The organism is Nitrobacter sp., assembly GCF_047149785.1.
Taxonomy (GTDB): Bacteria; Pseudomonadota; Alphaproteobacteria; order Rhizobiales; family Xanthobacteraceae; genus Nitrobacter.
This window is the reverse complement of sequence record NZ_BAAGBE010000001.1, coordinates 106,728-120,643: the sequence shown is the minus strand read 5'-3', so window position 1 is coordinate 120,643 and position 13,916 is coordinate 106,728. Positions and strand designations below refer to the sequence as shown.

General features: G+C 57.7%; 11 protein-coding genes. 9 read left to right on the top strand and 2 right to left on the bottom strand.

Going from position 1 to position 13,916, the window contains the following annotated elements:
- The first annotated feature begins 411 nt into the window (after window positions 1-411).
- The 4 genes from ACMDCM_RS00530 to ACMDCM_RS00515 all read left to right on the top strand — a co-directional run bounded on the left by ACMDCM_RS00530 (window position 412) and on the right by ACMDCM_RS00515 (window position 5,727).
- Entirely contained in the window at window positions 412-2,529 is a 2,118-nt protein-coding gene (locus ACMDCM_RS00530; RefSeq protein ID WP_412771733.1) for a TonB-dependent receptor, read from the top strand.
- A 98-nt stretch (window positions 2,530-2,627) separates the two neighbouring features.
- The gene (locus ACMDCM_RS00525; protein ID WP_412771732.1) at window positions 2,628-3,584 is read left to right on the top strand and encodes a hypothetical protein; all 957 of its coding nucleotides are present in this window, start codon (window positions 2,628-2,630) and stop codon (window positions 3,582-3,584) included.
- A gap of 101 nt (window positions 3,585-3,685) precedes the next feature.
- On the top strand, window positions 3,686-4,756 hold the full coding sequence (locus tag ACMDCM_RS00520) for an ABC transporter substrate-binding protein (RefSeq protein WP_412771731.1): 1,071 nt from the start codon (window positions 3,686-3,688) through the stop codon (window positions 4,754-4,756).
- A 191-nt stretch (window positions 4,757-4,947) separates the two neighbouring features.
- Window positions 4,948-5,727 (top strand): ABC transporter ATP-binding protein, encoded by a 780-nt coding sequence (locus ACMDCM_RS00515; RefSeq protein ID WP_412771730.1) that lies wholly within the window; start codon window positions 4,948-4,950, stop codon window positions 5,725-5,727.
- 309 nt (window positions 5,728-6,036) lie between these two features.
- Here ACMDCM_RS00515 and ACMDCM_RS00510 read toward each other — a convergent pair whose 3' ends face one another.
- Window positions 6,037-8,334: a TonB-dependent receptor gene (locus ACMDCM_RS00510; RefSeq protein ID WP_412771729.1), complete on the bottom strand. Its 2,298-nt coding sequence runs from the start codon at window positions 8,332-8,334 to the stop codon at window positions 6,037-6,039.
- Window positions 8,335-8,646: 312 nt separating this feature from the next.
- On the opposite strand from ACMDCM_RS00510, the gene ACMDCM_RS00505 reads away from it, so the two are divergent.
- The 4 genes from ACMDCM_RS00505 (at window position 8,647) to ACMDCM_RS00490 (ending at window position 12,657) form a co-directional block, all read left to right on the top strand.
- Entirely contained in the window at window positions 8,647-9,180 is a 534-nt protein-coding gene (locus tag ACMDCM_RS00505; protein ID WP_412771728.1) for a winged helix-turn-helix domain-containing protein, read from the top strand.
- Between the two features lie 932 nt (window positions 9,181-10,112).
- Window positions 10,113-11,531, top strand: coding sequence for a cytochrome ubiquinol oxidase subunit I (locus ACMDCM_RS00500; RefSeq protein WP_412771727.1), 1,419 nt, complete (start codon window positions 10,113-10,115; stop codon window positions 11,529-11,531).
- A 5-nt stretch (window positions 11,532-11,536) separates the two neighbouring features.
- Complete coding sequence (gene cydB / locus ACMDCM_RS00495) at window positions 11,537-12,541, top strand: cytochrome d ubiquinol oxidase subunit II (protein ID WP_412771726.1); 1,005 nt, start codon at window positions 11,537-11,539, stop codon at window positions 12,539-12,541.
- Entirely contained in the window at window positions 12,541-12,657 is a 117-nt protein-coding gene (locus ACMDCM_RS00490; RefSeq protein WP_412771725.1) for a DUF2474 family protein, read from the top strand. Before cydB ends, ACMDCM_RS00490 begins: the two co-directional genes overlap by 1 nt.
- Before the next feature lie 289 nt (window positions 12,658-12,946).
- Here ACMDCM_RS00490 and ACMDCM_RS00485 read toward each other — a convergent pair whose 3' ends face one another.
- Window positions 12,947-13,723, bottom strand: coding sequence for an ABC transporter ATP-binding protein (locus ACMDCM_RS00485; RefSeq protein WP_412771724.1), 777 nt, complete (start codon window positions 13,721-13,723; stop codon window positions 12,947-12,949).
- 48 nt (window positions 13,724-13,771) lie between these two features.
- On the opposite strand from ACMDCM_RS00485, the gene ACMDCM_RS00480 reads away from it, so the two are divergent.
- On the top strand, window positions 13,772-13,915 hold the full coding sequence (locus tag ACMDCM_RS00480) for a hypothetical protein (protein WP_412771723.1): 144 nt from the start codon (window positions 13,772-13,774) through the stop codon (window positions 13,913-13,915).
- The last annotated feature ends 1 nt before the right edge of the window (window position 13,916 follow it).

Genomic DNA, 13,916 nt, shown 5'->3' with positions numbered 1-13,916 from the left:
TTCATGTTTAGATAGGCTAACCTGGTCGCATTCCTGTCGATGCCGAGTCGAGCGCATATGGCGTTCGTCGCAGCGGAGGCGGAGTAGTGGTCGGCTGATTTCAAGAGTGATGTGCGCGCCGCATCGATGGATCCGCGCGCTATCCTCCCAAGTGCCAATCCGCGTCAACGCGAGAATGGGCTTGGGGGGGATTCAGTGACGAAATCATACAGAGATAGCGCGCGGCGTATTGAGACGGCCTGCGTCGCAGTGATGAGCGTGGCGTTTTCCGGGCACGCTTTCTGTCAAGAACAGCAGTCGAAGCCGCCGTTACCACCGGTCTATGTCGAATCACCTTCCCACCGGTCAGCGTCGGTCACTCCGCAATCGGCTTCGAGACACCACGCAAAACGAAAGCGCGCCGGGCGCGCAGTGCGCCGCGACGCGGAGCGGACGCCCAATGTCTCTGTCACTGCGCCGGCTGGAGTAGCCGCCGAGGGAAGCGTCGCTGCGGGATATCGTCCCTCGACGATCTCGAATGTCGGACCGCTCGGAACAATGAAAATTGAGGATGTCCCGTACTCGGTCAATGTGGTCTCCGCTCCGCTGCTTGAGAACACGCTCAGCTTCCGACAGGATGATTTCTACAAGATCAATCCGAGCATTCAAACGGCGTCAACGAGCACCAGGGGTTTCTCGGCCAATCCCTATTTGCGCGGATTTCTTGTTCCGAATGGAAACGGAACCGCAGAGGACGGGCTCAGGTTTCAGAACCTGTTCGCGGAACCTCTCGAAGACAAGGCGCGAATCGAAACCTATACTGGTCTCACCAGCTTCCTCTATGGCGCCAACAACGTCGGCGGGCTGATCAACTACGTCTACAAACGGCCCACTCCCGTTCCCTACGCATCCGTCACATTGGGCGACTACAGCGGGCTTTCCGGCTATGCTCATGGCGATTTCAGCGGACCCATCGACAAGGATGGCCATTTCTCTTACCGGCTGAACGTGCTCGGACAGGACGGCGAGACCGCCGTCGACAACCAGAAGATCAGGCGCGATCTCGTGACCGGCGCATTTTCCTTCCAGCCAAACTCAGATTTCAATCTCACCGTCATAGGTTCGCACCACGACCAGATCGTGCACGGCGTCGATCCGGCCTGGAACTTCGCGACCAATCCTAACGGGTCGAGCAAAATCTTCCACACGACCGCGCCCGACCCCACCTTGAACTTTGGACAGCCGTGGACCAGCTACAACCTGCAGCGGGACCGGATCGGCGCCGATCTGAACTGGAAGATAGACGACGTTTTCACGCTGAGGTCCGCGATCGCAACGGCCTACGCTTCAGTGCATGACAATATCTTCGTCAACAACAACGTCAACGCCAACACCGGGACCTACTCTCAGTCGGTTACGCATGGGAGTGACCTCTTCTATCGCGCAAACACCGGCTATACATTCCTCGACGCTGATTTCAACACCGGATCCGTCCATCACAAGGTAACGACCGGCTTCTATGGAAATGACTTTACCCAGAGTCAGGCGCCGACGAGCTACAATTCGTTTACGTTCAACAATTTCAATTTCACGACCCCTACTTATGTTAACGAGCCGACTTTCATCGCATCCAATGTCGGGCCCGTGCGTCGATCCAGCTATAACAACAACCGGAACGTCGTCATCGGCGACGACATCAAATTCACCGACCAATGGTCGGCGCTCATTGGCGCGAACTATGCCATGCTGACGGGCCGGAACTTCAATACGACGACAGGACTGCAAACCTCCGGCTACGATCAGGCGAGATTGTCACCCAGCGCATCGTTGATCTTCAAACCGCTGCCGCGGGTGTCGACGTATGTCACGTACAGCGAGTCCTTGCAGGGCGGGCAGCCGGTCAGCAATGCCGGCTCGATGATCTTCACCAACAATGGCCAGATCCTCGCTCCCTATGTAGGACGGGCCTATGAGGCGGGTGCAAAGACACAGATCGGCGGCACGCTTGTCACTCTCGCCGTCTTCAGGGTCAATCAAGCGCTCCAATACAATCAATACAATAACGACGGGACCTACACGGCCGTCCAGAATGGCCGGCAGGAAAATACCGGAATCGAGCTCAACGCTATCGGCACGGTGTTTGACGGCTTCCGCCTGTTCGGAGGAATCACGCTGATCGATGCCCGGGTCACGCAGAGCCAGTCCTCTCGGACAATGCCCCCGCTCGACGGCTTGCGTCCGCCCGGTGTGGCGAATTCTCTCGCCAAGGTCACGGCAGAGTATGACCTGCCTTTCGCACCCGGGTTCACGCTGACCGGCGGCGTTTACTACACAGGACGGGCAGCAGTCGATCGCCTCAACACTGAATATCTACCGTCGTTCGTCACCGCCGACCTCGGCTTGCGTTATCAAACCAAGCTGAGGCCCTATGGCAACGATCTTATTTTGCGCTTCGACGTGAAGAACGTCACGAATGAGAACTACTGGCTGACGCCGAGCTATGTTGGTCAACCACGCACGTTTGCCTTGTCGGCGCAAACGCGTTTCTAACCCAAAGTGGTAGGCGAATGGGAAAACATATCCGATTCGAAGCCATTCATATCCACAGCAAGCTCGTGGCATGTGCGCATAGCTGCAAGTACTGCTCGATGGGCAAAAAGAAGATTGCGCGGATTCAGCCTGGCAGACTCCACGCGCTCCTGGAGCGATTTCTGGAATGGGAGACGTCGCATGACATGAGGATTGGCTATATCGTCAATTACAGCGCGGACTATGATCGAGCTACGCTCGAATATCTTAAGGATCTCAGCGAGCGCTTTCCGCGCGACTACGAGCCGTTGAGGCGGATCTCGCTTGGAGGACTGCGAAAACGGACGGACGAAGAACTGCGGCTCTGGTTGCATGAACGCCAACAATTCGGATGCATCTCCGCGCACGGATCCTTTGCGGGACATGGTGAAGTGCACGACTATTGGAACGGCCAGCGCGGGAACTACGATCTTATCGTTCGGACCCTGCGTATCGCGGGCGAGATCGGGATGGCAATTCTCGCCCGGCTCTTTGTCGTGAAGAGCACGCTTTCCACGCTCCAGGAGCTGAATGACACCCTTGATACCCTTCCGGACCATCAGAATAACTGCCGTTATGCCGTGCCGTATTTCTACGCCGGATGGGGATCCCGCCTCGAAGAGGAACGCATCGACGAGCGAACAAGGGATGAGTTGCCGTCGTGGCTGCATCGCCTGCTTCGCGAGGCACGATCAGCCGAGGGGGAATGCCGGTCGGAACGCGAATGGATCGAAGTCATTCGCAATGATCCCGCGCAGCGCAAGAACGGTCTCATTCTGAACGTGACGGAAGACAATATCGAACGTCTTGAACAGCAGACATGCGATGAAATCATTGGGGATCTCGAAACGCGTACGCGGACGGCTTATGCGGCCATTCCGGGTCTATCGGAATTATGCGAACGATACGGCGACCGCAACGGAACAATGATCTATGGGCTGGAGCGTTGCCTTGAGATGAAGTGGCTGGACCGCCATTTACAGGAGCATCCGACCGAATTCGAGCGTCAGCTCACTCATCTGCAGTTGGGCAATTAGCGAAGGGTCAAGGACGACGACACGCCCTTGCTTGACCGTCCGTGAGCGCATCAAGATGCTGCAGATAGCCGCCCCACCCCGGAAAGGTTCAGATACCGGGAATGAAGCTTTTTCCACCACTCTTTGGCGTCATTCCACTCCTTGCGTTGGGGATAGCGCTCCGCCCGCCAACCGTACCGCATCTTGCGCGTGACGATGCCAGATCATCATCCATCGCCGCGCCGCATCGGATCGTGTCCTATGCGTCTGTCCTGGAAGCTATCGCAACCATCGACGAAAGCGCCAAGCGTATTGTCGCGGCGCCCGACTATCTGCGTCTCGGGGTTCGGCAGAGCCTGATCAGCCGGGTCTTCCCCTCTCTCCTCTCAATTTCCGCGACAGGAAATAGCCCCATTCCCGATCCTGAGGGAATTATGGCTCTGAATGTCGATACCGTCATTGCATGGCAAGGCGTTCTCGGTAATCTGAAACAAATCGGCTTCCCGAACGTCCTGCAGATTCGCCGACCCGGCGCCGAGGTTGGGACTGCTCTCCGTGAGACATGGCAGCTTTTGGGGCAGGTTCTGCGAAAACAGGCTCGAAGTTACGGTCTGATGGATGCCTATCATCAAAGGATGGACGCGATCGAAACGGAATATGCGGCGTCACGGCCCTTGCGTGTAATTGTGATCATTCCCATACGCGGGCATTGGCGCGTCGGCGGCGGCCGTTTCTACCTAAACCGCCTGCTGAACCTCATCGGTGCCGTGAATGCGGCTGCCGCCGTACCCACGGATGGTCCGGCCGATGCCGAACAGATCTTCAGCTATGATCCCGACGTCATCCTGCTGTTGAATACACCGGGCGGTGCATCTCCGGCCGAGTTCTATGAGAATCGCGTTTGGCGCGCAGTTCGCGCGGTACGGCAGAGACGCGTATACACCATGCCGACACAGTCGACCTACAATGCCCCGGTCGACGAGCCGCTGTTGGCGCAATGGCTGGTTGACGTCTTCCGTTCAGGAGGCAACGAGGAACATACGCGGGAGAGCTATACGACGGCATACGCAACCGTCTATGGTTACCCCTTGAACGATACGAACCTCGCATGGGCGCTCCGCGACGAGGAAAACAGGGCATCGGCCGGGTATGCGCGCTTCTTGAGGACTGGACAAGATCGGTTCAGCAACTAGAGCGTTTTCAAGCGAAGTGGCTACCGGTTCGCGTCAAGAAAACGCGTCAAATCAAAATGTAGAGCCTTTTCCGCTTCTGATTCCATCAGAAGCGGAAAGGCTCTAGACGGCGCTCCCGGGCCTACCCCCAATTCCTCACGCGGCTGAATCGTATATAGTCCACGCTTCTCAAAGGATAACGGCGCGCATCGATGCATGACATCTCAACAACCGAAAACGCAGTTACGCTGAACAACGTCAGCTATGCCTATCAGCCAGGAGAATGGATCGTCCGCGGCTGCAACGCCTGCTTCGGAAAACGTCGGGTCGCCGCCGTGCTGGGTCCGAACGGCAGAGGCAAGACGACGCTGCTAAAGCTGCTGATCGGTGCGATGAAGCCGTCAGAAGGAAACATCACCAGTCAGGGCGAAATAGCGTTCGTTCCCCAGTTGTTCGATACGGCCTTTAATTACACCGCCGTCGAGATGGTCATGATGGGGCGCGCCAAGCGGCTGCGTCTGTTTTCCCAGCCATCGCGACATGATCTGGACCTCGCCTTGGCCATGATGGATCGGTTCGGCATCGCCCACCTGGCAAATCATCCCTTTGATACGCTTTCGGGCGGACAACGCCAGCTTGTCATTTTTGCACGGGCATTGGTGGCGGAAGCCGATATCATCATCCTCGATGAACCGACCTCCGCGCTCGACCTTCAGAATCAGGTCGTGGTTCTGCGCTGGATGCGGCGGCTCGCGGAAACAGAAGGACTGACCGTGATATTCACGACCCATCATCCTCACCATGCGCTCTGGGTCGCCGATGACGCCTTGCTGATGATGGGTCACACCGAGCATGAAATGGGCAGCGTCGAGACGACATTGACTGAACCGAATCTCACAAGGCTTTATGGCACCGCCATGAAGCGGATCGCCTTCGAGCACGACGGTCGTAAGGTCGAGACGCTGACGCCGGTATTCGAACCGGCATCCTGAGTCAAAATCGTCCTCCTCGCCTTCCCCCCGGGAAAAACGCACGGCGGTGCGACCCTCGCGACGCATGGCGCATGGATTGTCGACCTCTACCGGTCGATCGAGCAATCGACTTCTGCGAGCGCAACACGATTTCAAGCAGCGGTCTTCCTTGGACTTCGCGGAGAAAAACGCCATCGCATGGTCGTGGACTCGCGGCTGAACGCGCCAGTAGATTCCTGCTCCCGCCATATTGCCGCTTTCGCGCATGCCATTTTCCACGTGACTGATCCTTCCTGACAGGTGTCAAAACCGGGCAAGTGATATGAAGGCTCAGAATTTCATCTCGATTGTACCCGCAAACCGTCTAGGCTCGCCCAGCACCGAGACACCTACCCAATATCGTTGATCGAAAAGGTTGCTGACATTGAATCGTATAATGGCAGGACGTTCGGCGATCTTTGTCGCGTAGCGGAAGCCAGCATCAAAGAGAACGCGTCCAGAGACCCGGTCCGTGTTATCTATGTCGGCATAGAAACCGCTGGTGTAGTAAGCGCCACCCGTGAGCGTGAATCCGGGAATAGGAGCGACATCGTATTCGATGGTGTTCTTAAAGAGCCAGTTCGCTACATTCTGTGCCGTTTTCCCGACGAGCGAAGGATCGGAGTCGTCTTTCAGGATACGCGCATCAATGTATGAAAGCCCGCTCAATACGCGGAGACCGGGAGCTATCTGTCCCGTTGCCGAAAGCTCGACCCCTCGATTGCGTTGGCGTCCATCCTGGCGATACGTCAGGGTGCCATCCCCGTTATCGACAAGATACTGTGACGCGCTGTCGATCTGAAACAACGCAAACGTGTAGAACACATTCCCGACAGTCGCTTTTGCCCCGACCTCGTATTGCTCGCGCAAATAGGGAGGGAGTACCGACCCGTTGTTGGTAAACTGCGGACCTACGACCGTGATCCCTTGTTGGAGTCCCTGGACGTAAGATCCGTAGGTTGTGAGCCATTCGACGGGCTTGTACATGAGCGCTACAGTCGGCGTGGCCTTGCCAACGTCATAGTTGGTCGCTTGTGCGCCAGTCGGATCGAAAGTCTGATCATGAATTGTCGCATATGTCACGCCGACCAGCGCGCTCCGATGTTTGCTGAAATCGATCTGATCGCCGATGGCGTAATCTCGGGTATTGACTTCTTCGAAGGTATATACGGGCTTCGTCCCGATATTAAAAACCGGCTTCGGCAGATATGTCGGGTAGCCCAGCGGCAACCCATTAAAAATGCCGCCTACGGTAACACCGAAGTAATCTGCAGCCTCTGTCTCTCTGGCGTTTGTCGCGCGAAGTCCTGTCGTGATTTTATGGTGAATCGGGCCAGTTTCGAATGCTATGTCGAAGTACTGATAGCCGCCTATAGTGGAGTGGGTGTAGCTAGGATCGATGGCGAAGATCGTCTGATTGTAGGTGTTGTTGGGTTGAATCGTGTTGTTGATAAAGATGCTTCCGTACGGCTCATTGAAATAGCGAACGCTTGTGCGAGAGGTGATGTTGTCCGTCAACTCCGCGGTGAATTTCCCTCCGACCGAGGCGGTCGATGTATCGACATACGACCATGGTTGGCTCCAAAGCTTTGAGGGGTCAGGGATCGACGTCGAGGAGAATTTGACTCCGGGAGCCACAAGCCAAGCCGAGGGCGAAGTGCCATTCCATTTGGAATAAGAGGCATCTATTTGCAGAAGCGCTCTATCCGAGAGATGAAAATCAAATGCGCCGCTTAAGAGATATTTGTGCTGCCCTTCATTATCCACGTTCGTATTGCCAGTCTGACCGACAATATTGAACCGATACCCGACGCGTCCATCAGGTGAATTTCCGCCAAAATCCGCATAGCCGTAGGGACTTGTCCCAATCAAAACTCCGGTCATGATGTTTGCGAAGAAGGGGTCGGATGTCGGCCGTTTTAAAACGTAGTTGAACTTTCCGGTGGACGAGCCGACGCCGTACATAAATCCCGATACGCTGGAGAGAGCTTCGACACGCTCGAACGGCTCCAAGAAGTTCAGGCTGGATGTCCCGGGTACCGGCAGACCTTCAACCAACTGTTGATCCGGCGCGCCGATGCCACGGAAGTTTCCGCTGCCTGTAATTGGACGCTGATCAGTATAACCGACCTGAAAAGACGGGAATTTATCAGCAAACGATTCGGGCGTGGCATATGACTGAGTGTTTTTGAGAAAATCGCTGGAGAGAACACTGACTGAATACGGAGTATCTTGAAGCCTCATGTTGGTAAAGGGACCAATATCTTTTACATCGTCCACGCGGTAACCAGCCGCGACCGACCCATCTGCCCGTTGTACCGCTGGCGCGTTGGCGGAGGCATCGGGTGTGGTCGCTGGAGCCTCCCGCCGCGCAGCGCGCCGGCCTCGCCTTGGTTTTGCATGTTGCCCCGAAACCGAACGCGGAGTGACCGACGCCGCGCGGCGAGAAGGCGGTTCGACATAGACCGGGGATAACGACTGCTGCGGCTGCTGCTCTTGAGCGAAGGCATGTCCGGAAATCGCCACGCTCATCACCGCGACACAGGCGAACTCAATACGCCGCGCGCCAAGCCTTCTTGACTTCGTCATCAAATCCCCCGGTCCCGATCTGCCAACAACACGATGGTGCTCAGATCCCAGCCGCTGCCATACGGCTCGGTGGCGCAAACACCCCCTGACGCTCATCGATCTATCCAACTGGATATATCGACAATAGACTTGGTTCCGATATGTTGTCAATCAACATATCTTGTCTGAATCGACATGCGTAAAGAGGACATATCGAGTTAAGCAACCGAGACGGTCCGCGGGGTCTTTTGATTTGGCTTCTGATGGCCGGGCCTGTACACCCTTTGTGAGTGGGACAGCGTCTTTGGCTTGCACATCCTTCGGAGACCCAGAATGTCGATCTGGATGTTTTTCTGCCTTCATTTTGGGACGATCGACAAAACGCTCGGTCCACACCGCGCTAACATGCTGGAGGCGATCGACCGCTTCGGGTCCATCTCGGCTGCGGCGCCAGCGGTCAATCTTATGTTTCGTCAATCATGGGAATTGGTTCAGGAACTCAATAATCTATTCGATCAGCCCCTGATCGGCATCCGGCGGAGTGGCCGCAACAGCGGCGCCTACCTGACCCCGCTCGGAAAGGAGGTTCTTGGGCGCGTCCGCGAAATTCAGCGGGTCTTTGACGAGGCTTTGAAGCCGCATTTACACGATCTTGCGAAATCGGTCGGGCTCGATCCCAACGCGCCGCCGCCGATCCCCCGTGAGGCCAGGATCGTTGACCCGGCCACGATCCCCATCGCAAAGAAGCAAAAGCGATCTCCGCAGGCGCCGACCAAACAAAAGCGCAAGCCCGCCAAAACCAGCAGAAAACGAAAGCCCGCCAAGAAGCCCTCCACGAGGTTGTCCCATCACACGAGGCGCCGTTAATAGGCAGGAAATGCTTTCCCTCAGCTATGCAGCGCTTAAGAGCCGTTCCGCTTCTGATGGAATCAGAAGCGGGGCTCTATTTTTGATTTGATGCGTTTTCTAGCGCTGTTTGCTGGTGTTTCCATGCTGTTACTTTGCGACGGAATGCGAATCGCTTCAGCCCAGGAAGCGAATTCCGGACAAGCTTCCAAACGAGAGCAGCAGTCGCAGCCGTCGTTACCTCCGGTCTACGCCAACCACCTTTTCACCGGTCAACGTCGATCACTCCGCAATCGGCGTCGGGAAAACATGCAAAACCAAGGCGAGCGCGGAGGGAGGCGCCGGCGAGAACCAGGCGCGGCGCAAGATCAGGTTCTTAAATAAACGTTTCCACGGAGCCGTCGTCACGGCACGCGGCCGCAGCGGCGGTGCCTATGTCACGCCAAAGCGCAAAAGTTCGTGGCACGGTTCTGCAAAATCGAACGAGGTGCCTACCACATCTTTGCCGATGGGTTACGCCAGGCCGGGAGGCTTGTCGGCGTGGCCCAGAAGCCTAACTGATCATTCCGCGCGATGCACAATTACGAGAACCGAGGCCACGAAACCGCGCCGACCGATGACTATTCACGCCTGAAAAGGTAGGTGGAACAATCAACGATCCATGGATATCGATCAGATGATGAGATACCATGCTTCACCAGGGCTGGGGTGCATAGCTTACGGCCCGGCGGCAAGGCGAACTGCCTGCCTTTCCCTGGCCGTGAAGTGAACGCTCCGGTCTCGGACCCGACGATGCTGTGATTGGCAACGGTGCGTTCGCATGACCAGTTCAACACCAGCGTCTACAGCCACGACGACCGCGATCGCGGCGTTTACGACGACCGATGTGCAGCGGCGTCGACGGATCGTTATTTGACGAGGAGAGACGGGGCTTTGTGAAGGGAGAAGCGGCAATGTTGTTGCCTGAGATTCTCGACCCGGTCATCCTCGCGCGCGCGCAATTCGCCTTCACGGTATCGATCCACTTCATTTTCCCGGCTTTCTCGATCGGGCTCGCAAGCTATTTGATGGTGCTCGAGGGGCTGTGGCTCGCGACGGACCGGGATGTCTACGCCAACCTCTTTCGCTACTGGCTGAAGATCTTCGCCGTGGTGTTCGGCATGGGCGTCGTTTCCGGCATCGTCATGTCTTACCAGTTCGGAACCAACTGGTCGGTATTTTCGACCAGGGCCGGGCCGATCATCGGTCCGTTGATGGCCTATGAGGTTCTGACGGCGTTCTTCCTCGAAGCCGGCTTTCTGGGCGTGATGCTGTTCGGCATGACGAAGGTCGGGAAAGGCCTGCATTTCTTCGCGACCTGCATGGTGGCGCTCGGAACGCTCATCTCGGCGACGTGGATCATCGCGGTCAATAGCTGGATGCAGACACCGGCAGGATTCGCGATCAACGCCAGGGGGCAATTTGTTCCGGCCGGATCGTGGCTGCCGATCATCTTTACGGCAAGCTTCCCTTACCGCCTCGTCCACACGGTGATCGCAGCCTATCTCACGACCGCTCTTGCCGTGGGCGGCGTCGGCGCCTGGCACTTGCTCCGGGACCGGACAAATCCAGGCGCGCGCAAGATGTTTTCGATGGCGATGTGGATGGCAGCCATCGTCACTCCGATTCAAATTCTGGCGGGGGACGCGCATGGGCTGAACACTTTGGAGCACCAGCCAGTCAAGGTACTCGCAATGGAAGGTGATTTTGAGCCGAGCCCCCATGGAGCGCCGCTTGTCCTGTTCGGCCTGCCAAGTAATGAAGCCGCACGCGTGCGCTACGCGTGGTCGGTGCCGCATATCGGTTCGTTGATCCTCAAGCACGACCCTTACGCGCCGCTTCAGGGGCTCAAGGACTTCCCGCAAGATCAATGGCCTCCGGTGGCAATCGTGTTCTGGTCGTTCCGGATCATGGTCGGACTGGCGATTGCGATGTTCGGCCTTGGCCTCTGGAGCCTGCTCGCCCGCCTCCGGGGAAGGCTTTTCGACTGGCCCTGGCTGCACCGCGCCGCGATATTGATGGGACCGGCTGGCTTCGTTGCGGTGATCGCAGGTTGGGTCACGACGGAAGTCGGCCGTCAACCCTTCACGATCTACGGCCTGATGCGCACCGCCGACTCTCATTCACCCATCGCAGCACCGGCGGTGGCGGCTTCGCTTGTCGCCTTTATCCTGGTCTATTTCGCAGTCTTCGGTGCTGGCACCTACTACCTGCTGCGGTTGATGTCGAAGCCACCCGAACCGGAGGAGAAAGAACCGGTTCGCGTGCCGCCGCGCGTCGCAGGCATCACGCCGGCAAGAGGCGCGGCCTCAGACTCCCTGGCGTCGGAGTGAACGTCATGGGCAGCGTCGATCTCACTCTCATATGGGCGGGCATCATCGGGTTCGCGGTGATGGCTTATGTCGTGTTGGACGGTTTCGACCTCGGCATTGGTATTTTATTCCCGACCTTTGCGGTCGCAGATGAACGCGACCGGGCGATGAACTCGATCGCACCGGTTTGGGACGGCAACGAAACCTGGCTCGTCATGGGCGGAGGTGGGCTCCTTGCGGTCTTTCCGCTGGCATATGCGATCATTTTGCCGGCAACCTATCCGCTCATCATCGCGATGCTGCTCGGGCTTATCTTCCGTGGTGTCGCCTTCGAATTCCGTTGGCGTCATCCACGCCATCGGCCGCTCTGGGATTTTGCCTTTTCGCTCGGCTCCCTGGTTGCGGCTTTTGCACAAGGCGTCACGCTCGGCGCGATCCTGCAAGGGATCCGCGTCGAGAATGACGCGTATGCGGGAGGCTGGCTTGATTGGCTGAGCCCGTTCAGCGTGCTGACAGGCGTGGCCGTGGTGATCGGCTACGCCTTGCTCGGCGCGACCTGGCTCATCTGGAAAACAGAGGGAACGAACCAGAGCCATGCCAGGCGGGCAGCGTTTTGGCTCGGCGTCGGAACACTTGTCGCGCTTGCGGCGGTCAGCGCGGCCACGCCATTTCTGAACTACGACTACTGGCGACGATGGTTCGCCATGCCCGGCGTGCTGCTCACCGCGCAGGTCCCAGTGCTCGTTGTGATCTGCGCGGCGACGTTCTTCTGGAGCCTGCGCGCCAGGTCTGAAAGACTGCCCTTCCTGATGGCGCTCGCTCTGTTCCTTCTAAGCTTCGTCGGGCTTGGCATCAGCGTCTATCCGTACGCGGTCCCGCGCGCCGTGACGATCTGGGATGCGGCTGCACCACCCCAGAGCCAGCTTTTCCTGTTGGTTGGAGCGCTCATCATCATCCCGCTCATACTTGCCTACACGAGCTGGGCATATTGGGTGTTCCGAGGCAAAGCCGGCGGAACGGGCTATCATTGATGGGGAAAGCCTTACCGCTTTGGAAGCGACTTGTCTGGATGGGCGCGATCTGGATCGCGAGCGTCGTCGCGCTCGGCGTCGTCACCGGGGTAATCCGGCTGTTCTTGAAAGGCTGACTTGCGACCGATTCCTTGGAAATTCGCGGTCGGTGTCTTCGCTGGCCGGATGCTGCGTAGTCGCGAAACTCCTTGGATGCGCGCCAGGGCCTACATAAATGGAGCAGAGACTCGGCATTCATCGATTCACGGATATCATATTGCTGACGACTTCTCTTTGGCTGGAATCTTAGTCGTGCAAATCGCTTTCGCACGTTGGCACTCGCCATGTCGGTTCTGGAGAGAAGCTGCATAACTCTGACGAACGGCCTCACAAGCGCGATAACACGGCTTTAGCATGCCGCCAACTCTAGACACCTCCGAAAGCACGCGCGGAGCCAAGAACGGGCGTCAACGTCTCGACCGTGCGCCCTTCATGATCAAAGTTCACACGCTTCAGAGGCACGCCGTAAAGCTTGGCGAGATTCGTCTCCGTCAACACGTTTGCCGCCGGACCCGTCACGTAGTCATGTTCGCCGAGCATCAGTAGCGCGCTATCCGCGACGGCCAGCGCGTGGTGCGGATGATGCGTGGTGAAGATCACGGTCAGTCCCTGCTCATGCGACAGCCGGTCGATCCAGTCGAGGATCAGCACCTGGTTCTTCAGGTCCAGCGCCGATGTCGGCTCGTCCAGCACAAGGATGTCGGCTTCCGCCACCAGCGCGCGGGCTAGAATAGCCAACTGGCGCTGTCCGCCGGATAACTCGTGAAAGGGTCGCCGAGCTGCGTTCGCAAGCCCCATGCGCTCGATCGCGACCAGCGACGCATCTTCATCCTCCTTCGTCGGCTGGCTAAACAAGCCTACTTTGCGGGAGCGACCCATCAGCACCATGTCGAGCACGCTGTAATCGAAGCTGACCTGGAACAATTGCGGCACGAAGGCCTGCCGTCCCTGAATGGCGACGCTTCCTTCCGTAGGGACCAGCACGCCGAGCATCACCTTCAAGAGCGTCGTCTTCCCTCGCCCCTTGGGTCCCAGCAGCGCAAATGACGAGCCGCGCGCGATGCCGGCCGACAGATCGCGGAAGATCCATTTGCCCGGCACATAAGCGTGACCGAGCCCCTGGATGGTGACAGCCTCAGCCATGGCTCCAGCCCCGTGTAGCAGGGCCTTAGCCGGAAAGACCTGGAGCCGATGATCGGACCGCGCAACCGGGTGCCGGACGTGCTGAACCGCAAGCGGAGCCTGTCGATCGAGATGATCCGGCAGTTGCATGACCGTCTCGGCATCTCGGCCGAGGTTCTGATCCGGCCTAGCCGGTTCGATAAAGTTGCCTGAA